General features: G+C 58.6%; 25 protein-coding genes. 14 read left to right on the top strand and 11 right to left on the bottom strand.

Going from position 1 to position 22,867, the window contains the following annotated elements:
• The first annotated feature begins 92 nt into the window (after positions 1 to 92).
• The 6 genes from yidC (at position 93) to FCN51_RS16045 (ending at position 6,292) form a co-directional block, all read left to right on the top strand.
• Positions 93 to 1,844, top strand: coding sequence for a membrane protein insertase YidC (gene yidC, locus FCN51_RS16070; RefSeq protein WP_003622578.1), 1,752 nt, complete (start codon positions 93 to 95; stop codon positions 1,842 to 1,844).
• Positions 1,841 to 2,524 (top strand): ribosome biogenesis GTP-binding protein YihA/YsxC, encoded by a 684-nt coding sequence (gene yihA, locus FCN51_RS16065; protein WP_003622581.1) that lies wholly within the window; start codon positions 1,841 to 1,843, stop codon positions 2,522 to 2,524. The genes yidC and yihA overlap by 4 nt, the downstream gene beginning before the upstream one ends.
• 31 nt (positions 2,525 to 2,555) lie before the next feature.
• Positions 2,556 to 3,473 carry an acetylglutamate kinase gene (gene argB, locus FCN51_RS16060; protein WP_012812628.1) on the top strand — a complete coding sequence of 306 codons (918 nt, stop codon included), beginning with the start codon at positions 2,556 to 2,558 and terminating at the stop codon, positions 3,471 to 3,473.
• A 136-nt stretch (positions 3,474 to 3,609) separates the two neighbouring features.
• Positions 3,610 to 4,458, top strand: a complete 849-nt coding sequence (gene dapD / locus FCN51_RS16055; protein WP_003622584.1) for a 2,3,4,5-tetrahydropyridine-2,6-dicarboxylate N-succinyltransferase — start codon at positions 3,610 to 3,612, stop codon at positions 4,456 to 4,458.
• 38 nt (positions 4,459 to 4,496) lie between these two features.
• Entirely contained in the window at positions 4,497 to 5,672 is a 1,176-nt protein-coding gene (gene dapE / locus FCN51_RS16050) for a succinyl-diaminopimelate desuccinylase (RefSeq protein WP_003629108.1), read from the top strand.
• Positions 5,669 to 6,292 carry a hypothetical protein gene (locus FCN51_RS16045; protein ID WP_003622590.1) on the top strand — a complete coding sequence of 208 codons (624 nt, stop codon included), beginning with the start codon at positions 5,669 to 5,671 and terminating at the stop codon, positions 6,290 to 6,292. The genes dapE and FCN51_RS16045 overlap by 4 nt, the downstream gene beginning before the upstream one ends.
• Positions 6,293 to 6,316: 24 nt before the next feature.
• On the opposite strand, the gene truA is transcribed toward FCN51_RS16045, so the two are convergent.
• Genes truA through def form a run of 3 tightly spaced genes read right to left on the bottom strand, consistent with a single transcriptional unit; the run spans position 6,317 to position 8,620 of the window.
• Entirely contained in the window at positions 6,317 to 7,105 is a 789-nt protein-coding gene (gene truA / locus FCN51_RS16040; RefSeq protein ID WP_160256344.1) for a tRNA pseudouridine(38-40) synthase TruA, read from the bottom strand.
• A complete protein-coding gene (fmt, locus tag FCN51_RS16035) occupies positions 7,102 to 8,040 on the bottom strand; it encodes a methionyl-tRNA formyltransferase (protein WP_160256343.1) in 939 nt (312 codons plus the stop codon). The genes truA and fmt overlap by 4 nt, the downstream gene beginning before the upstream one ends.
• Before the next feature lie 19 nt (positions 8,041 to 8,059).
• Positions 8,060 to 8,620 (bottom strand): peptide deformylase, encoded by a 561-nt coding sequence (gene def, locus FCN51_RS16030; protein ID WP_012812631.1) that lies wholly within the window; start codon positions 8,618 to 8,620, stop codon positions 8,060 to 8,062.
• Positions 8,621 to 8,858: 238 nt separating this feature from the next.
• Here def and FCN51_RS16025 point away from each other — a divergent pair, with 238 nt between their 5' ends.
• Together FCN51_RS16025 and FCN51_RS16020 are read left to right on the top strand one after the other, a co-directional pair.
• Positions 8,859 to 9,368 carry an Hsp20 family protein gene (locus tag FCN51_RS16025; protein WP_160256342.1) on the top strand — a complete coding sequence of 170 codons (510 nt, stop codon included), beginning with the start codon at positions 8,859 to 8,861 and terminating at the stop codon, positions 9,366 to 9,368.
• A gap of 18 nt (positions 9,369 to 9,386) precedes the next feature.
• Positions 9,387 to 9,653 (top strand): hypothetical protein, encoded by a 267-nt coding sequence (locus FCN51_RS16020; RefSeq protein ID WP_003622604.1) that lies wholly within the window; start codon positions 9,387 to 9,389, stop codon positions 9,651 to 9,653.
• Positions 9,654 to 9,745: 92 nt separating this feature from the next.
• On the opposite strand, the gene hpf is transcribed toward FCN51_RS16020, so the two are convergent.
• On the bottom strand, positions 9,746 to 10,366 hold the full coding sequence (gene hpf / locus FCN51_RS16015; RefSeq protein ID WP_160256341.1) for a ribosome hibernation-promoting factor, HPF/YfiA family: 621 nt from the start codon (positions 10,364 to 10,366) through the stop codon (positions 9,746 to 9,748).
• A gap of 346 nt (positions 10,367 to 10,712) precedes the next feature.
• Here hpf and FCN51_RS16010 point away from each other — a divergent pair, with 346 nt between their 5' ends.
• Together FCN51_RS16010 and FCN51_RS16005 are read left to right on the top strand one after the other, a co-directional pair.
• Positions 10,713 to 11,015: a hypothetical protein gene (locus FCN51_RS16010; RefSeq protein ID WP_050819407.1), complete on the top strand. Its 303-nt coding sequence runs from the start codon at positions 10,713 to 10,715 to the stop codon at positions 11,013 to 11,015.
• A 32-nt stretch (positions 11,016 to 11,047) separates the two neighbouring features.
• A complete protein-coding gene (locus FCN51_RS16005) occupies positions 11,048 to 11,881 on the top strand; it encodes an MOSC domain-containing protein (RefSeq protein ID WP_160256340.1) in 834 nt (277 codons plus the stop codon).
• An 11-nt stretch (positions 11,882 to 11,892) separates the two neighbouring features.
• Here the strand turns inward: FCN51_RS16005 and lptB are convergent, their stop codons facing one another.
• The 5 genes from lptB to FCN51_RS15980 are packed head-to-tail and all read right to left on the bottom strand — an operon-like array spanning position 11,893 to position 16,273.
• Positions 11,893 to 12,714: an LPS export ABC transporter ATP-binding protein gene (lptB, locus tag FCN51_RS16000; protein WP_003629116.1), complete on the bottom strand. Its 822-nt coding sequence runs from the start codon at positions 12,712 to 12,714 to the stop codon at positions 11,893 to 11,895.
• A gap of 2 nt (positions 12,715 to 12,716) precedes the next feature.
• Positions 12,717 to 13,823, bottom strand: coding sequence for an LptA/OstA family protein (locus FCN51_RS15995; protein WP_160256339.1), 1,107 nt, complete (start codon positions 13,821 to 13,823; stop codon positions 12,717 to 12,719).
• A 1-nt stretch (position 13,824) separates the two neighbouring features.
• A complete protein-coding gene (gene lptC, locus FCN51_RS15990) occupies positions 13,825 to 14,562 on the bottom strand; it encodes an LPS export ABC transporter periplasmic protein LptC (RefSeq protein WP_160256338.1) in 738 nt (245 codons plus the stop codon).
• Positions 14,559 to 15,572 (bottom strand): KpsF/GutQ family sugar-phosphate isomerase, encoded by a 1,014-nt coding sequence (locus FCN51_RS15985; RefSeq protein ID WP_004448855.1) that lies wholly within the window; start codon positions 15,570 to 15,572, stop codon positions 14,559 to 14,561. The genes lptC and FCN51_RS15985 overlap by 4 nt, the downstream gene beginning before the upstream one ends.
• Before the next feature lie 47 nt (positions 15,573 to 15,619).
• On the bottom strand, positions 15,620 to 16,273 hold the full coding sequence (locus FCN51_RS15980; protein ID WP_012812633.1) for a ribonuclease D: 654 nt from the start codon (positions 16,271 to 16,273) through the stop codon (positions 15,620 to 15,622).
• Positions 16,274 to 16,477: 204 nt separating this feature from the next.
• On the opposite strand from FCN51_RS15980, the gene rlmB reads away from it, so the two are divergent.
• Positions 16,478 to 17,320, top strand: a complete 843-nt coding sequence (gene rlmB, locus FCN51_RS15975; protein ID WP_042788716.1) for a 23S rRNA (guanosine(2251)-2'-O)-methyltransferase RlmB — start codon at positions 16,478 to 16,480, stop codon at positions 17,318 to 17,320.
• Here the strand turns inward: rlmB and FCN51_RS15970 are convergent.
• A complete protein-coding gene (locus FCN51_RS15970) occupies positions 17,254 to 18,606 on the bottom strand; it encodes a purine-cytosine permease family protein (RefSeq protein ID WP_160256337.1) in 1,353 nt (450 codons plus the stop codon). The two genes, rlmB and FCN51_RS15970, sit on opposite strands and share 67 nt — an antisense overlap.
• Positions 18,607 to 18,656: 50 nt before the next feature.
• Positions 18,657 to 19,475 (bottom strand): SDR family NAD(P)-dependent oxidoreductase, encoded by an 819-nt coding sequence (locus tag FCN51_RS15965; protein ID WP_201762592.1) that lies wholly within the window; start codon positions 19,473 to 19,475, stop codon positions 18,657 to 18,659.
• A gap of 99 nt (positions 19,476 to 19,574) precedes the next feature.
• On the opposite strand from FCN51_RS15965, the gene gmk reads away from it, so the two are divergent.
• From gmk to FCN51_RS15950, 3 genes are read left to right on the top strand one after another with little or no spacing between them, the layout of a single operon-like run.
• The gene (gene gmk, locus FCN51_RS15960) at positions 19,575 to 20,228 is read left to right on the top strand and encodes a guanylate kinase (RefSeq protein ID WP_160256335.1); all 654 of its coding nucleotides are present in this window, start codon (positions 19,575 to 19,577) and stop codon (positions 20,226 to 20,228) included.
• A gap of 5 nt (positions 20,229 to 20,233) precedes the next feature.
• Complete coding sequence (gene rfaE1, locus FCN51_RS15955) at positions 20,234 to 21,667, top strand: D-glycero-beta-D-manno-heptose-7-phosphate kinase (protein ID WP_160256334.1); 1,434 nt, start codon at positions 20,234 to 20,236, stop codon at positions 21,665 to 21,667.
• The gene (locus FCN51_RS15950; protein WP_160256333.1) at positions 21,664 to 22,848 is read left to right on the top strand and encodes an AGE family epimerase/isomerase; all 1,185 of its coding nucleotides are present in this window, start codon (positions 21,664 to 21,666) and stop codon (positions 22,846 to 22,848) included. The genes rfaE1 and FCN51_RS15950 overlap by 4 nt, the downstream gene beginning before the upstream one ends.
• Positions 22,849 to 22,867: the final 19 nt, after the last annotated feature.

The raw sequence follows: 22,867 nt of genomic DNA, 5'->3' as shown, positions 1-22,867 counted from the left end.
GCTGGAACCTGTATGCCGTTTAAGACTCCGGGTTTTTTACGGGTGTTAAGTTTTCCAATTTGTATGTGCAGGGGGCCGCAAGGCCGGAGCTTATGGATCCAAAACGTCTAATACTGGCAACAGCGCTGTCAGCTCTGGTACTTATCGGGTATGACTATCTTTTCCCGCAGCATCAGCCCGTACCCCCGCCGCAGCCGGGTGTGCATGCTGTAGCGCCTCCGGCACCGGCTTCTTCTGGTGCGGCTGCTCCGGCTGAAAACACGCAGGCAGAAGCCGCGGCTCCCGTAAAGGATGGCCCGGAAACCCGTGTGGCCATTAACGCTCCCGCCGTACAGGGCACGTTAAACCTGCGTGGCGCACGGCTGGATGATCTGGTGCTCAAGCATTATCGGGAAACCGTAAAGCCAGATAGCCCGGATGTGCGTGTTCTTAACTCCGCTTCCACCCATGCAGATTATGTAGATTTCGGCTGGCGTGCGCCGTCCGATGTTTCCGTGCGTCTGCCAGATGCCAACACATTGTGGAAAGCCTCTGGCACCCAGATGGATGCCGAACACCCGCTCACCCTTTCCTGGGATAACGGGCAGGGGCTGACCTTTGATATCCGCATGTCGGTGGATCAGAACTACATGTTCACCATCAGCCAGCAGGTGCATAACAGCACCGGGCAGGCTGTGGCGCTGTATCCTTTCTACCGTGTGAACCGTGGTTACACGCCGGAAGAAACCGGCGGCATGCTGGTGCATGAAGGCCCGATCTCGGTTATTGATGGCCGCCTGAACGAAGGTTCCTATAAAACGGTGCGTACAGGTGGCGTGCCGCCAGACAACATTGCATGGAGCCATCAGGGCACCGGCGGTTGGGCTGGTATTACAGACAAATACTGGCTGATGGCCGTGCTGCCAGACCAGAACGCCAACGTGATTGGCACCTATGGTTTTCAGGCGGCGCAAGGCGCGTATCAGGTTGGCTTTACGGCTACGGCACCTGTGCAGGTGGCTGCGGGGCAGACTGCCTCTACCGAGGCCCACGTGTTTGCGGGCGCCAAGGAAGTGCGTCTGCTCGAGCAGTATGAAAAAGACCTACACGTGCCCATGTTCTGGAAAGCCGTGGACTTTGGCTGGCTTTCCTTCCTTACCCGCCCCGTGTTCTTTGTGCTGGATTGGCTGAACGAACATCTGGGCAGCTTTGGTCTGGCCCTGCTGACGTTTACCGTGATTGTGAAAGTGGCCTTCCTGCCGCTCACCATCAAGCAGATGCGCATGACATGGAAAACAGCGCGCCTGAAGCCGCAGGTGGACCTGATCCGCTCCCGCCTGAAGGATGACCCAATGGCCATGCAGCAGCAGATCATGGCGCTGTATCGGCAGGAAAACGTTAATCTGTTCGGAGGCTTTCTGCCGCTGCTTATTCAGGCTCCTGTGTTCTGGTGCCTGTATAAGGATCTGTATGTCACGATCGAAATGCGGCATGCACCGTTTGTGGGCTGGGTGAAGGATCTTTCTGCGCCAGACCCCACCAACCTGTTCAATCTGTTTGGCCTTGTGCCGTTTGATCCCACCCACATCACGCCGTTTCTGGCGCTGGGGGCTTGGCCCATCATGTATGGTGCCACGCTGTTCCTGATGCAGAAGGTGAGCTCCAGCTCTGCCAACATGGACCCATCACAGCAGAAGGTGATGATGTTCATTCCGCTGCTGTTCACGTTCTTCATGGCGCGGCAGCCGGTCGGGCTGGTGATCTACTACTGCTGGAGCAACATCCTTACGGCTGTGCAGCAGGTTATCATCATCTCCCGTCTGAAAGCGGCAGATGCCAAACCCCAACTGGTTAAGCCCAAATGACAGATGATGCCGCATCCTCTTTTCGAGAACTAAAGGATGAAGCCCGTATTGCCGCCGCCCTGGAAGAGGGGCGGCGGCTTTTTGCGGGTTCATGCGAATTTGTGTTTGGCGCGCAAAAGCTGGGGCAACTGCCGCCGCAAACCCTGCCGGAAATTGCGTTTGCCGGGCGCTCCAATGTGGGTAAGTCCAGCTTGGTGAACGCGCTTACGGGCCGCAAAACGCTGGCGCGGGCTTCCTCCGAGCCGGGGCGCACCAAGCAGCTCAACTTCTTCAATCTGGCAGACCGGCTGATGCTGGTGGATATGCCGGGTTATGGCTACGCAAAGGCTGCCAAATCCGTAAAGGAAGACTGGCAGGATATGATGTTTGATTACCTGCGCGGTCGGCCAAGTTTGCAGCGTGTTGTGCTGCTGCTGGATGCACGGGTGGAAATGAAGGCGCATGATCTGGAAGTGATGGACCTGCTGGATAAAGCAGCTGTCAGCTTTCAGGTGGTGCTGACCAAGTGCGATAGCGTTAAACCCGGCCCGTTGGCACGCAAGCAGGCAGAAGTTGAAGCGGAAATTCGCCGCCACCCCGCGGCTTTTCCCTACCTGTCTTTAACAAGCAGCCAGACAGGTGAAGGTATTGAGGGCTTGCGGGCGGAACTGGCAGAATTTGCCCTGCCCAAGGCGCCATGATCTGATTGATGACAAGCAGGAAGTGCAGAGCATGACAGAACCACGGGTTCCTTCTTCCCATTCCCATCATGATGCGGCGCAGGAAGCCGCCATTCTGGCCGGAGCCCTGCCGTATCTGCGCCGCTATGCGGGGGATACCATTGTGGTCAAGTATGGTGGCCACGCCATGGGTAATGCAGATCTGGCCAAAACCTTTGGGCGGGATATTGCGCTGCTCAAGCTGGTGGGTATCAACCCGGTTGTGGTGCATGGTGGCGGGCCGCAGATTAACCAGATGCTCAAGCGGCTGGAAATTCCCTCCACCTTTGTAGATGGCCTGCGCGTAACAGATGCCAATATGGTGGATGTTATCGAGATGGTTCTGGCTGGCTCCGTGAACAAGGAAGTGGCGGAGCTTATCAGCCGAGAAGGCGCGCTGGCTGTTGGTATTTCCGGCAAGGACGGTAAAATGATTACCGCCCGCAAATTGCAACGCAAGGTGCGGGATACGGAAAGCCAGATTGAACGCGTGCTGGATCTGGGCTTTGTGGGCGAACCCATAAAGGTGGACCCGCGCGTGATTTATGCGCTCTCCGGCTCTGGCCTTATTCCGGTTATTGCGCCGGTAGGCTTTGGGGAAGATGGTGCCACCTACAACATCAATGCCGATACGGCTGCCGGTGCTGTAGCCGGTGCGGTGCATGCCACACGCCTGCTGATGCTGACAGACGTGCCCGGCGTGCTGGATGCCGATGGCAAGCTGATACCAGAACTCACAGCCGCGCAGGCCATGCAGGCTATTGAGGATGGTGTGATTACTGGCGGTATGATCCCCAAGGTGGAAACCTGCATTCAGGCCGTGCAGGCCGGTGCGCGTGCAGCCGTGATTATTGATGGCCGTATGCCCCATGCCTGCCTGCTGGAACTGTTTACGGCATCTGGCTCCGGCACCATGATCCGGGCGGAATAACGCCGCGGTTGCCAGCCATTTTCCGGGGTGCCATGCGTTGACACGCCGCGTGTGTGTCCGCATGGTCGCTCTGTATTTTTTCTGCCGGGGCTGTGGTGCAGGCCCGGTGTTTGTCCATCCTGTCTGACGGTGTGTTATGACCAACGAAACTTTGCGCGCGCATATTGAAGCCCTGTGGGAAAAGCGGGACCAGATTTCCTCCGCTACAACGGGAGAAGACCGCAAAGCCATTGAAACGGCTCTGGAAGCTCTGGATTCTGGTGCGCTGCGTGTGGCCGAACCCAAGGAAGATGGCTGGCAGGTAAATGAATGGCTGAAAAAAGCTGTTCTGCTTTCCTTCCGTCTGAACGATAGCGTGGCCATTCCCGGTGGCGCAGCCGGTGCCCCGGCTTACGATAAAGTGCCGCTGAAGTTTGCTGGCTGGGATCAGGCCCGTTTTGATAAGGCTGGTTTCCGCGTGGTGCCGGGTGCTGTTGTGCGTCGCTCCGCCTTTATCGCCCCCGGCGCTGTGCTGATGCCCAGCTTTGTAAACGTGGGCGCCCGCGTGGATAGCGGCACCATGGTGGACACATGGGCCACTGTTGGCAGCTGTGCCCAGATTGGCAAGAACTGCCATATCAGCGGTGGCGCAGGTATTGGTGGCGTTCTGGAACCGCTGCAGGCTGCTCCGGTAATTATTGAAGACAACTGCTTTATCGGTGCACGTTCCGAAGTGGCAGAAGGCGTGATTGTGGAACGCGGCTCCGTGCTTTCCATGGGTGTGTTCCTTGGCGCTTCCACCAAGATTGTGGACCGTGCAACGGGTGAAATCTACATGGGCCGTGTGCCGGCTTATTCCGTTGTTGTGCCGGGCACCATGCCGTCTTCCAAGCCGGTTGGGCCGGATGGTCGCCCCAATCCTGCTCTGGCTTGCGCCGTGATTGTGAAGCGGGTGGACGAACGCACACGTTCCAAAACCTCCATTAACGATCTGCTGCGTGACTGATCAGGCAGACTAAAAAGCGAAAAAAGAGGCAGAAAAGCATGGCGGACGCAGCGCAGGTGAGTATTCCGGCCAATCTGGCACTGACAGATCCGGTTGGAGTGGCGCAGGCGCTTATCCGTCTGCCTTCTGTCTCGCCAGATCCCGGGGCATCGCAGCATCTGCTTGCAGCCATGCTGGAGCGTCTGGGGTTTGAGGTCACGCACCTTCCGTTTGGCGAGGGTGCGGAGCGCACGCCCAATTTCTTTGCCCGTCTGGGCACGGGCAGCCCCCATATCTGTTACGCTGGTCATACCGATGTGGTGCCGCCGGGGAACGAGGCCGATTGGTCTCACCCCCCTTATGCGGCGGATATTGTGGATGGCGTGCTGTATGGCCGTGGCGCGTGTGACATGAAGGGCGGCATTGCGGCTTTTGTGTCTGCCGTAGCGCGGCATGTAGCGGCTGGGCCGGGCAAAGGCTCCATCAGTTTTCTGATCACGGGGGATGAAGAAGGCCCCGCCACCTATGGCACGGTAAAGGTGCTGGAATGGATGGCGCAGCACAATCAGATCCCGGATTACTGTTTGGTAGGTGAACCCACCAACCCCAAGGTTTTGGGCGAGATGGTGAAGGTTGGCCGCCGTGGCAGCTTAAACGCGCATATTGTGGTGGAAGGCACGCAGGGGCATGTGGCCTATCCCCACCGAGCAGATAACCCGGTGCATCGCCTGCTGGCGGTGCTGGAAGCGTTGCGCGCCACACCGCTGGATAACGGTACCGAGTATTTTGAACCCTCTAGCCTTCAGGTTACCAGTGTGGATGTAGGCAATGGGGCTACCAATGTTATTCCCGCACGGGCCGAAGCCCGGCTGAACATTCGGTTTAATGATCTGCACACAGGCGCCGCACTGAAGGGTTGGGTAGAAACCGTTTGCCGCCAGCATGCCCCGCGTTCACGCGTGGAGATCAAGATAAGTGGCGAATCTTTCCTTACGTCCCCCACGCAGGAAACCACGGCCCTTGTAGAGGCCATCAAGCAGGTTACGGGCCGCACGCCCAAGCTGGATACCGGGGGTGGTACATCGGATGCCCGCTTTATCAGCCGGTATTGTGCGGTTTCCGAATTCGGGCTGGTGGGCGCGAGTATTCATAAAGTTGATGAACACACGGATGTTGCGGATCTGGAAATGCTGACACGGATCTATCAGACTTTTCTGGAAGGAGCGCAGGCATGATTCCCGATACCAGCAAGCCGGGTGTGATCCGGCGCACATTGCAGGGCATGTTGCTGCTGGCCAGCGGGCGCCGCGATGGCATAGCGTGTTTTGATGGCACGCTGGATGCCTTTGGCGCAGCACTTGCGCCGCAGTTGGCGTTTCTGGTGGTCGGGCTGATGCAGGTCTTCCTCCAGACCGACAAGATCATGGCGCTTATCAAGGTTCTGCTTTCCTTGTGCGTCACCTTGCTGCCTGCTGTTGTATCTCACTTTTACGCTCAGCGTTGGGGCCGTGGGGCGCTGTGGCTGCGCTATATTACGGCAGCTACATGGTGCAACTGGGTGGTGGTGCTGATTTCTCTGGCCGCCACGTTGCTGGCTGCTCTGCTGTTTCCCGCCATTGCACAACAGCCGGGCTTTATGGCCGCATTGGTGATGACGGCTGCTGTATATGAACTCTGGCTGCAATGGTTTGTGGCCCGCGTGGGCTTGGGCATTAGCGGTGGGCGTGCCTTTGTGCTGTATGCCTCTGTGCTGCTGGCCACGCTGGCGCTGTATGGTTTGGCCGCACTGCTGCCGCCCCATTACAAGGTGCTGACTGATCTGCTTCAGCCCATGATTGTGATGAACAATTCCTGAAGAAAGTTTTGTGCCAGACCCGTTTTAGTCAAACGGGTCTGGATCATACCCCACGCCGTTCAGGTAAAGCCCCTCTGGCGGGGCGGTAGGGCCAGCGGCGCAGCGGTTACGGGCTTCCAGAGCTTCTGCAACGCGTTCTGGCTGCCACGCCCCAATTCCCACAAGTTTAAGCGTACCCACCATGTTCCGCACCTGATGGTGCAAAAAGGAACGGGCCTTGGCAAAAACAATCACCTCATCCCCGTGGCGGGAAATTTCTAGCTGATCCAGCGTGCGCATAGGGCTATGGGCCTGGCAGGCCACGGCGCGGAAAGATGTGAAATCATGCGAGCCCACCAGAATATTGGCCGCTTCCTGCATTTTTTCCACGTCTAGCGTGCTTTTAACGTGCCACACCTGCCCGGCCAGCAAGGTAGGGCGCGAGCGGCGGTTGAGAATACGATACTGGTATGAGCGCCATATGGCTGAAAAACGCGCGCTCCAGTCTGTATCTACCTGGGCAGCATCCAGCACCACCACGTTATGGGGCTTGAGGTGATAGCTCAGACCCTCCCGCACGGAATGGCGGGAGAAACGCACATCAGCCGGAAAATCCAGATGCGCCACCTGTGCCAGCGCATGCACGCCGGAATCCGTGCGCCCGGCGGTAATGCTGCTTACGGGGCGGTTATTGGCCAGCCGTGCAGCTGCCTCTTCCAATAGAGACTGCACGGAAAGGCCGGATTTCTGGCGCTGCCAGCCCACAAGGCCGGTGCCATCGTATTCCAGTTTTACGGCCCAACGCTGAACGGGGACGAGTTCTTCTTCCATCATGCGGGGTTTTGCTGCTCGGCCCCTAAAAGTGTGCCAGCGGCCAATGGCTGGCCACGCAAAAAGGCATCGGCATCCATCATGCCGCGGCCCGGCTTTTGCAGGCGTGTCAGCCGTACAGCACCGCTGTCACAGGCAATGGTGAGGCCATCATCCAGTGCTGTGCCGGGTTGGGCGGTGTGTTGGATATCGGGCAGTGGAGTGGCCGCGCCAATTTTCAACACCGTGCCATCGGGCAGGTTAGTAAATGTGCCGGGCCACGGGGTGAGCGCGCGAATCTGGAGGTCTATTTCCGTGGCGGTTTTGGTCCAGTCTATGCGTCCATCTTCACGCGTCAGACGCGGAGCGTAGGTGACGCCTTCTTCCGGCTGCGGAGTGGGTGTGGGCATATCGGCCAGTACACGCAGCACCATATCTGCCCCCAATGCGCTGAGGGCATCATGCAGGCTGGTGGCCGTTGTGGTGGCGGTAATGGGCACGGCTTCACGCAGCAGCATGGGGCCTGTATCCAGCCCGGCTTCCATCTGCATGATGGTGACGCCGCTTTGCGTATCTCCGGCCAGAATGGCGCTCTGGATGGGGGAGGCACCGCGCCAGCGTGGCAGCAGGCTGGCATGAATGTTCAGGCAACCAAGGCGTGGGGCATCCAGCATGGCTTGGGGCAGAATAAGCCCATAGGCGGCCACAATGGCGGCATCGGCCTGTAGGGCTGCAAAATCCGCCCATTCGGGCTCATTTTTACGGAGCGAGAGCGGGTGGCGTACCACCAGCCCCAGTTCTTCCGCCGCCTGTTGTACGGGGGAAGCCTGAAGCTTTTTGCCGCGTCCAGCAGGGCGCGGGGGCTGACAGTACACAGCCACAATTTCGTGCCCCGCAGCATGGAGCGCACGCAGCGCCGGAACGGAAAAGTCCGGCGTGCCCATAAAGACAAGACGCATGGTTGGCGGCCCCTCAGGCTTATTTACGCTTTAGTTCCTTGGCCAGCCGGCGCAGGATCATGTTGCGGCGCAGGGCGGAAAGGTGGTCCACAAACAGCACGCCTTCCAGATGATCTATTTCGTGCTGGATGCAGGTGGCCAGCAGGCCCTCGGCTTCGCGCTCCACCACATCACCATTCACGTTGTTCCAGCGCACGCGAATCTTTTCCGGGCGCACCACTTCCGCATACTGGTTGGGCAGGGAGAGGCAGCCTTCCTCCCGCACGGCCATGTCTTCCGTTTCCGCAATCACTTCGGGGTTGATCATGACAATCGGGTCCCGCGCGTCTTTTTCTCCCAGATCGACCAGAATAAAGCGCTGGCTCAGGCCCACCTGCGGTGCCGCAAGCCCAATGCCGGGGGCCTGATACATGGCCGAGAACATGTTGGGCAGAATTTTGCGAATTTCTGCCACGTCTTCCGGCTTCACCAGCCGCGCCTTCTGGCGCAGCACGGGGTGCGGCGGCGTAAGGATCTGAAGGGGTGCTGCGCCATCCGATGCAGCAGAAAAAGAGATGTCTGTATTGGCTGCGTGTGTCATACTGCGGGATGTAGCGTTCCGCCGCGCCTGATGCCAGAGAAAAACACAGGGAAAATCTGCCTCTGGCCTTAAAACCTGTTGCCTGTGCGCCACAGTGTGTTGTCCAATACCCCCATATGGCCGAATACAGGCATGGGGGCGGGGTTGCGTGTCAGCGGGCCTATCCCATATCGTGATAAGATCAGATGCCGTAACGGGTCTGATTTTTCTGTCTCGCTCAAGGAAGGAGGAGGCTTGGATGTCTGGAAGACTGTTTGGCTCACCCATGTTTTTAGGGTTTGATCATCTTGAGCAGATGCTCGAACGCGCCAGCAAGGGGTCGGGCGATGGATATCCGCCCTATAACATTGAGCAGATTGCCCCCAACGGCCTGCGGATCACTTTGGCCGTAGCAGGCTTTAAAATGGATGACTTGCAGATTACGCAGGAAGATAATCAGCTTGTTATTCGTGGCCGGCAGATGGAAGACGGAGAAGAACGCGTTTTTCTGCACCGGGGCATTGCCTCCCGCCAGTTTCAGAAAGCCTTTGTGCTGGCGGAAGGGATAGAAATTGGCGGGGCGTGGCTGGATAACGGTCTGTTGCATATAGACCTGTTTCGCCCCCAGCCGGAGGTGCGTGTAAAACGCATTGAAATTGTGCAGGGTGGGCAAAAAAATGGCCGCGCGCCTGCTGCCAGTAACGGCAGCGTGCTGAAAGCCCGCTCATCGCGCATGCTGCGCCCAGTGATGGACGTGGATGAAAGCTGACCCAATAAGGAGGACGCCATGAAAAGTTCCATCTACAACGGTAGCGCCCCCGTTATGCCGCATGCGGCTGAACGCCCAGCAAATGTTCGCCAGCTTTCAGAAAGCCAGTTCCGCTCCCTTGGGCTGCGGGAGGTTGCCTATACGCGCCCGGCGCTGATGGAAGATGATGAAATTGGTTGCGCCATTTACGCGGCTGACGGGTCTTTGCTGGCCGTGGTGGAAGATCTGGAAACCGCATGGGGCGCTATTGTGCAGAATGATATGATCCCCGCCAGCTTGCAGTAACAGCAGCGGCGTAAGGGCCATTCAGCCATGCCAGACAGAGAAAAAGGATCGGCCAGAGCCGATCCTTTTTTTATGCGCATAACGCTACTGGCTTAGCGTGGGTTGGTATCAATCCACCCGATATTGCCGTCATTGCGCCGGTAAACCAGGCTGACCTGCTCATTGGCCGCGTTGCGGAACAGCAGGAAGGAAATGCCTGCCAGATCAAGCCGCATCACGGCTTCACCCACGCTCAGCACGGGAATATCCGTGGGCTGTTCGGCAATAATGGCGGCAAAGGTTTCTGTATCCGTGCCTTCCGGCTGGGTGGCCAGCACGGTTTTTTCTGCACTGTTTTCAGAGGGTAGCGGATCTTCATTAAGAGGTTGCAGCACATAGGTGCGGCCACTTTGGGCGGCTGCCTGCCGTTGTGCACCACGTGCATGGGATGTGACGCGGCGGTTATAGCGGCGCAGGCGTTTGGCAATATGTTCAGCGGCATCATCAAATGCGCCATTGGCATCTGCGGCTTCGCCTTCACCGCGCAACACAAGGCCGCTGCCTGTGCGCACATTGATATCGCAGGTAAAGAAGGAACGCGCCTTGCTAAACGTCACCTGTGCTTGCAGGGCTTTGTCAAAATATCGTTCCGCTAGGTTGCCAAGGTGGGAATTGACTCTGTGCTTGAGTGCATCGGACAGATCAATTTGTTTACCTGAAACCTGAATATGCATAGAACGTCGTTCCTTGCTGCTAAGTGGCAGAATCTCCAGATCTGAATAAACACCGGTGCCATACCAGAACCGGGTTTTTCAGGTTCAACTGGCTAGCCTTGTTACGTTACGCGAAGTGTCTGTAACGCTTCTTTCACATTTGGGCATGGGTGGCGGTTGGTGTCCATGCCTTTGTTTCAAATATAATGCAGGGCTGGGCCTCTCGGTTGCATGGCTGCGTAAAAAGCGCTCAGCAGGCTTGCAGTGGGCAAACAGGCGTGCCTAACAATAAACACTAAAGCCAAAAACGGTACGGGGCAGCCTGTCTGCCAGAACGATGTTTTTCTGACAGGAGAGTACATTTTCCATGCTGCTGCGCTCTGCTCCGCCGGTTGAAATGCCTAAAATGCCACGTGGGCAGATGGTGCGTGTTAAGCTGGGCTGCATGGCCGGGCTTGGGCTGTTGTATGGTGCGTTTGTCTGGCATCTGGCGCATGAAAAAATAGCTCCACGGCCCAATCCGGCAGCACGTGTTGCCATCCGGTTTATCAAGGTGCCCATGGTGCTTCCGCCTGCGCCGCCACCTGTTGAGCCTGTTCTTGTACAGCCTGCGCCGGTTTCGTTCCCGCCACCAAAACTGGTGCTGCGCCATGCGGGGCATCGCCGTTAGAAATTAATCTCCATCAGTCGGGAGTATGCCGCATGACAGGCCTAAGCGTTGCCAGCGTGCATGTTTATCCTGTTAAGGGGTTACGGGGGCTTTCTCCCACCCAAGCCAGATTATGGCCGTGGGGGCTGGAGGCAGATCGGCGGTGGATGATTACAGACCCGCAAGGCCGGTTTATCACCCAAAGAACCTGCCGGGATATGGCGTTGATAAACGCTGTGCCCACACCGGAAGGGTTGGAACTGGGCAAGGCCAATATGCCCCCGTGTTCCGTGTGGTTCCCCGGTGCTAACGCGCCCACGCTCTCTGTTACTGTATGGAAAGACACGGTGCAGGCGCGGGATGCGGGAGAAGGCGCGGCTGTCTGGCTCACCAAGGCCTTGGCGCAACCATGCAGGTTGGTGTGGATGGATACACCCCAGCAAGCGCGCCTGCGCCACTTGGATGCGGCCGAGGTTCCGGTTTCCTTTGCAGATGGATACCCGCTGCTGGTGGCCACTATGGCATCTTTGGCAGATTTGAACGCGCGTTTGCCTGAAGAGCAGGCTGTGCCTATGGCGCGGTTTCGGCCCAATATTGTGGTGCAGGGGGCTACACCGTGGGCCGAGGATGGCTGGCTGCGCATACGTGTTGGTGCGGCCATTTTGCGTATTCTGGCCCCATGCTCACGCTGCGTGGTGACAACCATAGATCAGACCACAGCAGAAGTGCCCAACCCCAAGGAGCCTCTGGCCACGCTGGCAGCATTCCACCGCACGCCCAAAGGGGTGATGTTTGCGCAAAACGCAGTGGTGGAACAGCCCGGCATGATAGAGGTGGGCGCGCCAGTAACCGTATTAGACTGTGGGCCATCCAACCTGTTGGCGTAGATGGCTCAAGCCTAGAGCGAGAAGCTTTCACCCAGATACACGCGGCGCACGTCTTCATGGGCCACAATTTCTTCTGGCACACCCTGCATCAGCACCTGACCACTGTGCATGATATAGGCGCGGTCAATCACTTCCAGCGTTTCACGCACGTTATGGTCGGTAATCAGCACGCCAATGCCGCGATCTTTAAGGTGAGATACCAGATCACGAATTTCCCCTACGGCAATGGGGTCAATCCCGGCCAGCGGTTCGTCCAGCAAAATGTAATGAGGCTGGCTGGCCAGTGCGCGAGCAATTTCCAGACGGCGGCGTTCACCCCCTGAAAGGGCGAGGGAAGGTGAGCGGCGCAGATGGCCGATACCAAATTCGCTCAACAGCCCATCCAGCATTACCTGCCGTTGGTCGGGGTCTGGTTCCACCACTTCCAATGCAGCCAGAATGTTCTGTTCCACATTCAGGCCACGGAAAATACTGGCTTCCTGCGGCAGGTAACCAATGCCAAGCCGTGCGCGCCGATACATGGGTAACTGCGTAATATCCGCACCATCCAGTGTGATGGAGCCGGTATCGGGCTGCACAAGGCCCACAATCATATAAAAGCTGGTGGTTTTACCCGCACCGTTTGGCCCCAGAAGGCCAACCGCTTCCCCCCGATGCACCTCGATGGAAACGTTTTTCACCACCTCACGCTTTTTATAGCTTTTGCCAATGCCGCGTGCGTACAGGCCGTGGCCGGGGCGATGTGGGGCATGAATATCCGTAGGTTCTGGCCCAACGCCGACCACTTCTTCACGAACCGTTTCTTCCGACGTCCAGGTGACTTCCTGATTCATGCTTATTTCCTGTCCGACGTATCGCCGTTATTAGGCACAACCAACCCGCTTACCCGGCTGCCGGGGCGTTCTGTCATGGTGGCTATGCCTGTGTGCATGTTGATAATGGCGGCAGCGCCCTGAATCTGGTTTGGCCCACGGGTGATATGGACATTGCCAACAATGCGGGCAATGCCAGTATCAGGCACATACACCCCGCGTTCCCCCGTGACGATTTCTGTTTGCGTGTGCACCCACACATGGCCAAAGGCGTTTACCTTTTCCAGCTTGCCCGAACCACTGCTAAGCGGATCTGAACTGTTGCTGTTAGTGTTGCTGGCCTGCTGCTGTGGCTGGGCGTTCTGATCAGGCGGGGCGCTGTAGCCCACCAGCACATCTGCCCGGATCTGGCGCTGATCATTGGTGGTGACGGTGGCATTGCCGCGCCCGATGGAAATACGCTGTTGTGAGTAATATTCCATCGAATCCCGCGCTGTCAGCACATCCTGCGGGGTGGTCAGCTTCATGGCCTTGCCGGTCATGACAAGCACGGCCTGATCCATGTCGTACACGGCTTTATCACCCCATGCCTGATCGGTCTGGGTGAAGATGTGCACGTGGCCTATGGCTTCAAGCCGGAAAATTTCGTTGGCGCCGGAATCCTGATCATCCCCCCCGGCGGCTTTCTGGCCGCCTGCATCTGCGCTGCCATTGGTGGCCGGGGCTGGTGGCGGCTGATCCGTGCTGGCCGGAGGTGTGGCCGGTGTGGTACCGTTGGCTGCCGGGGCCTGCACGCTTGCCGGTTTTGCACCATCTGCCGCAGCCGGAGCATTGCCATCTGGCGCGCCGGGGACAGGGGCTTTTTTGCGGTAATAGGCAATCAGCTTATCTGCCGTAACCGTAACATCCCCACGGATGGCTTTTGCCTGATCGTAGGCGGTAACTTTTTTCTGGTTCTGGTCCCAGTCAAACCCACCGGCGGCGGTAACGGTAATCTGCCCTCCGTGGGACATATCAATGGCCTGCGCCAGCGCGGTGCCAGAAAGGGCCAGCATGGCACATGGCAGTGCCGCCATAACGGCAGAGGCAACACGCAGGGCAGGGCGGGAGCGGGAAAAAAGGCGGCGCATATTAAGAAGCCTTGCCTTTGGGGGCTGAATCACTGTGGCGGTCATCATTCAGAATCAACTGGCCGGGGCCGCGGAACTGGGCAATGCCCTCATGCTGGGCTAGCAGGTAGCCCTTGGCATCAAGCGAGCCAAAAGGCCCTTCTGCCCGTACCCATGAATCGGAGGCAATAATGCCACGTTTGACATCAATATCGGCTACGGGACTGCGCATCATCAGGCCATCATCGCGGTACAGGGTCACTTCTCCGGTCAGGTCGAGAATCTGTGCGTGCTGCATGTAAACGCCTTTTTCCGATTCAACCCAAAGCCAGCTTCCGCCTTGTGTCAGTAGGTCAGCCTTGGGGCGGATCAGGTCCATACGGTTGTCATTTACCTGATGCGCGCTGTCCGCCGTAATCATGAACGGGCGGTTGTGTTCATCCACCCCACGATACGTGGCACCTATCAGGTTGCCGCTTTCAATCTTAACCTTGGCCAGTTCCTTGATGGTGGTCTGGTTGGCGCTTAGCAGCCTGTCCACTTCTGGCCATACGGCAATGGTGGCCAGCAGCAGCAGGGCTGTGGCGGGTAGCACCCACTTGGCCCAGCGCAGCATGGTGCGGCGGCGCGCCAGCTTGGCGGCATCCGGCAGTTTGCGCAACTGGGCGGAGGGCGCAAGCCGTTCGCGCTGGCGGCGAATGGTTTCTTCCGAGCGGGCAAAATCGGCCCGTTGCGGGCGTTTGTCTTCCGGGCTGGTCATCCAACCCCGGCTCGGATGAGGTCATGCACATGCACAACGCCTAAGGGTTTGCGCTCATCATCCAACACAAACAGAGATGTAATGGGCCTTTTACGCTCGTTCATCAGCCGCAGGGCTTCAGAAGCAAAAATACCCGGCCCTATGGTGAGTGGTGAATCGTTCATGACATCTTTCGCCAGCGTGGTCGTCAGGTCGTGATCAAGCGCGCGGCGCAGGTCACCATCCGTGATCAGCCCCGCCAAGGTACCATTCTCGCCCAGAATGGCCACGCATCCTAGCGCCTTGTGCGTCATTTCCACAATAACGTCCCGCATGGGGGTGTTAGGGGTGGCCAGTGGCATGGCGTTATCTGTGCGCATCAGCTCCCGCACGGTGCGCAGGCGCGCGCCAAGGCGGCCGCCGGGGTGGTAGGTGCCAAAATCCGTGGCGGTAAAACCGCGCTGGCGCAGCAGGGCCACGGCCAGGGCATCACCAAACGCAAGCTGGGTGAGGGTGCTGGTGGTGGGGGCCAGTCCCATCGGGCAGGATTCCGGCAGAGATGGCAGCGTAAGTGCCACCGTGGCCGCAGATGCCAAAGTGGAATGGGCCCGGCTTGTTACAGCCAGCAGCGGCAGGCCCGTGCGGCGGGCATGGGCGGCAATGTCTCCCAGTTCCGTTGTTTCCCCGGAATTGGAAAAAGCCAGAACGGCATCCCCTTTCTGCACCATCCCCAGATCACCGTGGGATGCTTCTGCCGGATGCACAAAGATGGCGGGCGTGCCGGTACTGGCCAGCGTGGCCTGCACCTTGCGGGCAATATGGCCGGATTTGCCAATGCCGGTTACAACCACACGGCCCGGCAGCGCCAGAATAATTTCTATCGCCTCTGCAAAAGCACCGCCCAACCCTACGGGGTTTTCCAGTGCTTCTGCCAGCGCATCCAGCCCTGCACGTTCCGTGCGCACAACGTCAGCCGCCTCTACGCCGGGGGAAGAGGAAGCCTGCGAGCTGATATGGGTGGACATGTTCATGCCAAGCCGATCCGGTTGATCAGAAAAAGGGATGCGAGGGCGCGTGCTTACGCGCGGTGAGAAAAAATATCCGGGTCTTCATACCCAAGCAGGTCCAACCGGGCACGGGCGGGCAGGAAGTCATAGCATGCCTGAGCCAGCTCACGCCGGCCTTCACGGTCCAGCAGGGCGGACATTTTATCCCACAATGCGTGCAGATACAGTACGTCCGATGCCGCATAAGCCAACTGTTCGGGCTTAAGTTCCTTGGCACCCCAGTCTGATGTCTGCTGCTGTTTGCTCAGTTCCACACCCAGCATATCGCGGCACAGGGCAGCAAGGCCGTGGCGGTCTGTAAAGGTGCGCACAAGGCGGGCGGCAATTTTGGTGCACACCACCGGGCTTACGGTAATGCCCAGCGCGTGCTGCAGAATGGCTACGTCAAACCGTGCAAAATGCATGATTTTGGTAATGGAGGGGTCCGCCAGAACACGCTTGAGGTTGGGGCAATCATACCCTTTGCCACCAAGGGAGGTGGGGATGATCTGCACCAGATGTGCTGTGCCATCACCGGCAGAAAGCTGCACAAGGCACAGTCTGTCCCGGTGCGGGTTCAGGCCCATTGTTTCCGTATCCACGGCTACGGACCCGGTAAAGGTCACGTTGTCTGGAAGATCGTTCCGGTGCAGTGTAATGGCACCTTCGGATGGGGCAGAGGTCATAACCCGCTCCTGCGTGTTCTGTTGCTGTATGCTGTTGTGTTCCAGACCGATACAGCCGGCGTGATGGAATGTCCATTCCTGCACGCTGTGTATGGCGCTGTTATGGCGGCGGTGCACATTTATATGCGGGATAGGCGCAGGCAGGCGGAATGCGCTAGAAGGGCCTGATCTGTTATACCCTTAATAACCCGGAACTGTGTGTTTATGCGTCAACCTCGTCATGGCCGTCCTGCGCGGCGCCCTCGTGTTTCTTCTGCTGGTGGACGGGAAGGCGCGCCTTCGGCTCCGGCAGGCACATGCTGGCTGTTTGGCACGCACGCAGTGGCCGCAGCGCTTAATAATCCGCGCCGCGTGTATGAACGCCTACTGGTAACAGAAGAAAATCATCCCGCGTTGGAAGAGGCCACACGCTCTGGCCGAGGTGTGCGCGTGGCGCCGGAACTGGTGCAGCGCCAGCGGCTGGATGATTTGCTGGGGCCGGATGCGGTGCATCAGGGTGTAGCCCTTCTGGCGCGTGTTCTGCCCCCCATGCCGCTGGATGAAGCGCTGGAACGCCCCGGCCCGGTGCTGGTGCTGGATCAGGTGACTGACCCACGGAACATCGGGGCCATTTTGCGTTCAGCCGCAGCGTTTGGGGCAGCCTGCCTTGTGGTGCAGGACCGTAACGCGCCGGAGGAAACCGCTGTGCTGGCCAAGGCCGCATCTGGCGCGCTGGAAACCGTGCCCATGGTGCGTGAGGTCAACCTCTCCCGCGCGATCGAGCAGTTGCAGAAAAGTGGGTGCTGGACAGTAGGGCTGGATGCAGGCGGCACCACGTTAGATGGCGCCAGTTTTGATGGCCGCCGCGTAGCCCTTGTGCTGGGTGCAGAAGGCAAGGGCCTGCGCCGCTTAACGCGTGAAAGCTGTGATGAAATTGCCGGGCTTTACATGCCCGGAGAAATGGAAAGCCTGAACGTATCTGTGGCCGCTGCTGTGGGGCTTTATGAACTGGTGCGCCGTGGCATGCCCAGCGCGTACCAGAAAGCCGCAGCAAAAAAGCCCACGTAATACCCAATATCGGCCCCGCCCAGCCAACGGGCTATGGGGCCGGTATACAGGCTGCTGGTTGAAAACAGCGCAATGGTCAGCACGGATGTTACGGCAAAAATGGTGGCGCCGCGTGTCCAGCCCGGGGGAATGGGGTGCACCGTGCGGTCTCCAAAATACCAGTCTGCCAGCACAATGCCGATCCACGGGGCAATCCAGTACATGGTTACCAGCAGGTAGTCTGTATAAAGTGTGGTGTAGCGGCCAGCACCGGCCACAGCCAGCACATAGCCAAGGCTGGCTGTAAGAATGGCCGCAGCAATGCGGGGCACATGCAGCCCGGCAGAAATAAGGCTGTAACTGGCGGTGTTATCGTTAAACGAATTGCCGGTGATGGATGAAAGCGCAATCGCCCCAAGGGCTACGGCACCAAGTGGGCCCATAGCCTGCTGGAGCGAGGCAATAACCGCCGTGGGTGAGGCCTCTGCCACAGACCCGGCAGAAATAAGCCCCAGAATCTGGAACGGAATGGCCGAGCCCAAAAGCCCTGCCAAAGCCAGCAACACCACCTTTTTAGGGCTGGTATTGGCAGGCAGATACCGCGTGTAATCTGATGAATACGAGGCCCAGGACAGATTGAAGCTGACCAACACACCCGTTGCCAGCAAAAAGGTGGAAAAACTAACAGCATGATGCGCGGCCAGCGGGGCTTGCCCTTTTAGCGCAAACACAATGCCAATAAGCGTGAACACCACCAGCAGCACGGTGCCCAGATATTTCTGCAAGGCCTGCACCACATGGTGCCCGTAAATGGAGGCCACCATCTGAATACTGGCCAGTATGCCCAAAGCCAGCCAGAAGGGCATGGAAAGCCCAGCCAAAAGCAGCAGCGCCATAAGGGCCGTGGCGGCGGGCACGTTATTTACGGCATCCCACCCTACGCAATAAATCCAGTTCAGAAACGCCGGAGGACGCAGACCTTTTTGCCCCAACGCGCGGCGAGAGGCCTCCATTTGTGTCAGCCCGGTTTTGGGGCCAATGGCGGCGGCAAGGGCTACGGGCAACGCGCCTATGATGTTGCCAATAATAATGGCAGCCACCCCTGTCCGAAAATCCAGCCCCATGCCCGTAAGCAACGCCCCCGTGACCCAGCCACCGGGGCCAAGGTTGGGGGAAAAGTGGCTCCAGAACACCCGGTCTGTTGGCATGGTTTTAAGTGCTGCCGGAACAGGATCCCTTACAGATGCGGCGGAAAGATCCTCCATCAGGCCACCGGTCTGGGGGGCTGAAGGGGGTGATTGTATCATGGGTGGCGTGTTCCTGCGGCGTGGGGAATGGTGGGGCTGGCGCTACAGTATCATGAAAGATCAGGTTCGGGCATGGACCCAGCGGCCCCAGAGGGCTGATTATTGTAATAGAACTCTGCCAGCCGGATGGGCAGCAGGTCCATAAAGCGGGAGCCAGCAACCAGCCATAGCGGAAAGATAATGCGCCGCTCGTTCCGGCTTAGCCCACGCAAAATACGGCGGCAGGCGCTGTTGACATCTGTGAGCCCCGGCATGGGAAAGGCGTTTTTGGCCACCATCGGGGTATCTAAAAACCCGCATACAACAGAGCTTAATAAGATACCGGCCTTTTTGGCATCTCCCCCGGTGGCCACCATAAATCTGTCCACCGCCGCCTTGGCTGCGGAATAAGAGGGCGTGCCGGGGTAAGACACCACCCCCGCAACGGAAGAAATGGCGCAGATACGCCCACGCATGCCATCTGCCCCACGCGGCTGATGCTGCATAACATCCAGCGCAGGCAGCACGGTGTTGAGCACGCCCATCATGTCTGTTTCAAAAATACGATAAATCTGTGCTGTGGGTTCATACGGCGCACCATCGGGGGTTTGCGGCTTGCGCGTGCCGCCCGTTATGCCTGCGCAGGCCAAAACCAGATCCAGCCCGTTTGTGCTGCGGACCCATGCATCCATTTCGGCACGGTCTGCCACATCCCCAAGGTGCAAATGCACCGCTGCACCCCGGCTAATGCAGGCTTTTGCTGTTTCTTCCAGCCGTTGAGCATGACGCCCGCCCAGATACAGGGTGCGCCCGGGCCGGGCCAGCGTTTGGGCCAATGTTTGCCCAAGGCCGGAGGATGCGCCAGTAATCAGAACGGTATCATGCTTCATATTACAGATCGGCCTTTGCTTATGGTGGTTATGGCATAGCATGGCGGCTTCTGGCATGAAGGCGCAAGACGGATAGATAGAACACGCAGGGAAGGCAGCATGGCGCACAACGCACAGGGTAAGCATAACGGAGCAGAACGGCGGCGCGGTGTGTGCCTGGTTATTTCTGCGCCATCCGGGGCGGGTAAGTCCACCATTGCCAATGCACTGCGTGCTTCCGAGCCCGCGCTCAAGCACTCGGTTTCTGTTACCACCCGCCAGCCAAGGCCGGGGGAAAAGGAAGGCGTGCATTACCACTTCCGCACCATGGAAGATTTTGAGCACATGGCCGCAAATGGCGAGTTGCTGGAATGGGCCACCGTGTTTGGCCGTGGGTACGGCACGCCCCGCGCTCCGGTGGAAGCCGCCTTGGCTGCCGGGCACGATATGGTGTTTGACATAGACTGGCAGGGCCACCAGCAAATTCGCCGTGCACTGCCCGATGATGTGGTGAGCCTGTTTGTGCTGCCGCCATCATTGGAGGAACTGGAACGCCGCCTGCGTGGCCGTGCATCAGACCACCCCGATGAAATTGCCCGCCGCATGGCCGCCGCGCGGGATGAAATCTCGCATTGGCGGGAATTTGACCACGTGATTATTAATACGGATCTGGACCGCGCCATTACAGAAGCCCGCGCGGTGCTAACGGCGGCACGCCTGCAAACCCGTCGGCGCACGGGGCTGTTGGATTTTGTTGCCAGTTTTGGAGCCTGAACGGCATGGATTTTTCTGCCATTACCGTGCTGTGCCTAGGTGATGTCATGCTGGACCGTTTTTTATACGGCAGCATGGACCGCATCTCGCCCGAAGCACCCGTGCCTGTGTTGTTGCTCGATTCCCGGCGCGAAATGCCCGGAGGGGCCGGGAATGTGGCCAGCAACATTATCTCGCTTGGGGGGCGTGCCATTCTGGTGGGGCTGAGTGGGCAGGACGAGGCCGGGGCCAGCCTGCGCACCACATTGGCAGAAAAAAACCGGCTGGTGGATGCTACGGTGCAAAGTGCCACCCGGCCCACAATTTGCAAAACACGCTTTATTGCCGCGCATCAGCAAGTGGTGCGGGTGGATGAAGAAAGCCACGCCCCCATTGCAGAGCCAGAGCAGGAAGCCCTGTGCCGCCAGATTGATGCACATATCGGAGCCTGCCAGGCTGTGGTGGTGTCTGATTACGGCAAGGGCGTGTGCGCTCCGGCTGTGCTGGCGCATCTGTTCCACGTGGCGCGGCAAGCTGGCGTGCCTGTTTTTGTAGATCCCAAATCTACTGATTACACGCGCTATAAAGGCGCTACCTGCATTACCCCCAATGCCAAGGAACTGGCCGCAGCCTCCGACATGCCGGTGGATACCGCAGCCCATGTAGAGGCCGCTGCCAGCAAGGTGATGGCTCAGGCCGATGCACAGGCCATTCTGGCTACCCGGTCGGAAAAAGGCATGATGCTGGTGCGGCGTGGGGGCGAGGTGCTGGCTGTGCCCGCCCGTGCGCGGGAAGTGTTTGATGTTTCTGGCGCGGGAGATACCGTTATTGCCACCATGGCGCTGGCTGTTGGTGCCGGGCTGTCGTTCGAGCAAGGCATGCGTGTGGCCAATGCGGCGGCTGGCGTGGTGGTGGGTAAGCTGGGCACGGCCACGGCGGATATTCAGGAAGTTCTGCACGAACTGGAAGAGCAATCCGGCCCGGATGAAGTGCCGCACCTGCTGCCTTTAGGGGCCGCTTGTGCGCAGGTGGCCCGCTGGCAGGCGCGTGGCCTGCGTGTCGGCTTTACCAACGGGTGTTTTGATATCATCCATCCCGGCCATATCAGCCTGCTGGCAGAAGCCCGAAGCGCGTGTGACAGGCTGGTGGTGGCGCTGAACACAGATGCAAGCGTACGCCGCCTGAAAGGTGACACACGGCCTGTAAATTCACTGGAATCCCGCGCCGCTGTTATGGCCGCCATCCGCTATGTGGATGCCGTTGTGGCGTTTGATGAAGATACGCCGCTGGAGCTTATCCGTGCCCTGATGCCAGATGTGCTGGTAAAAGGGGCAGATTATCGGCCAGAACAGGTTGTGGGGGCGGATATTGTGCAGGCCGCAGGGGGCAGGCTGGTGCTGGCCAATTTGCAGCAGGGACATTCCACTACGTCCACAATCGGGCGGATTCGCAATACATGACGTTGCATGATCTGCCGGGCGCAGAAAACCTGCCGCTTATTGCCGTGCGCAACCGCTTTGCGCGCTGGCTGTTTGAGGATGCCTTGCCTTTCTGGGCCAGCACGGGGTGCGATGGCACAGCCTCAAACCCGGCGGCCTTGGGGGCGCAGGAGAGCCTGACCTTACAGGGCACGCCAGCCTTGCCGCCGTTCAAGCGCGTAAGGGTGCAGGCACGGCAGCTTTTTGTGTTTTCATGGGCGGCCTTAAAAGGCTGGCAGCCAGCGGCAGAACGGGCGGAAAGTATTTTCAGGTTTCTGCTCAACGCCCATAGGCCAGATGGCAGATGGGTTAAGCTGCTGGCGCGTGATGGCGCTGTGCTGGATGACAGTGCAGATTTGTACGATATCGCTTTCGTACTGTTTGCTCTGGCATGGTATGGCCGTGTGGACCGCACAGGCCAGGCGGTAGAACTGGCGCGGCAAACGCTTGTGTGGCTGGGGCAGACAATGGCTCTGCCCAATGGCGGCTTTATGAACACGCGGCCTGCCAATGATGCATGGCGGCAGCAAAACCCCCATATGCACCTGCTGGAAGCCGTACTGGCCCTGCATGAAACCACAGGCGATGCTGCAGATCTGGCGCAGGCGCACGCATTATATGCGCTGTTCAGCCAACACTTTATGGATGAACGCACCGGCACGCTGGGCGAATATTTTGGGCCAGACTGGCAACCCGCGGCAGGGCCAGAAGGCCAGTGGTGTGAGCCGGGGCATCATTTTGAGTGGGTGTGGCTGTTGCAGGCTTATGCGCGCCAAAGCGGGGTGGATACCGCAGCCCAAGCCGCGTGCCTTTACCATTTTGCACATCAGTATGGTGTAGATGTCCAAACTGCATTGGTGCGCGATGCCGTTGCACGGGATGGGCAAATACTTAAGCCAACATTCCGTCTATGGGTGCAGGGCGAGGCTTTGCGTGGCGCGTTGTGTCATGATCCGCAGGATAAAGCCGGTTGGGCCACGCGTATGGCCAGTAATTTGCTGGATCGGTATTTTACAGGTTGCCCCACAGGCACATGGGTGGACCAACTGGATGCACAGGGCGCACCTGCGGCTTCACAAATACCAAGTAGCTCGCTTTATCATATCGTAACGGCGTATGATGCGCTGGATCAGGCTGCGCGAGCCTGCGTGCCATCTGCATAAAAAACGCTGTGCGGAAATG

It is taken from the genome of Acetobacter pasteurianus, from assembly GCF_009914215.2.
GTDB lineage: Bacteria > Pseudomonadota > Alphaproteobacteria > Acetobacterales > Acetobacteraceae > Acetobacter > Acetobacter pasteurianus.
Note: the sequence above shows the minus strand (reverse complement) of the source record. Positions and strands in the feature narration are given on the sequence as shown.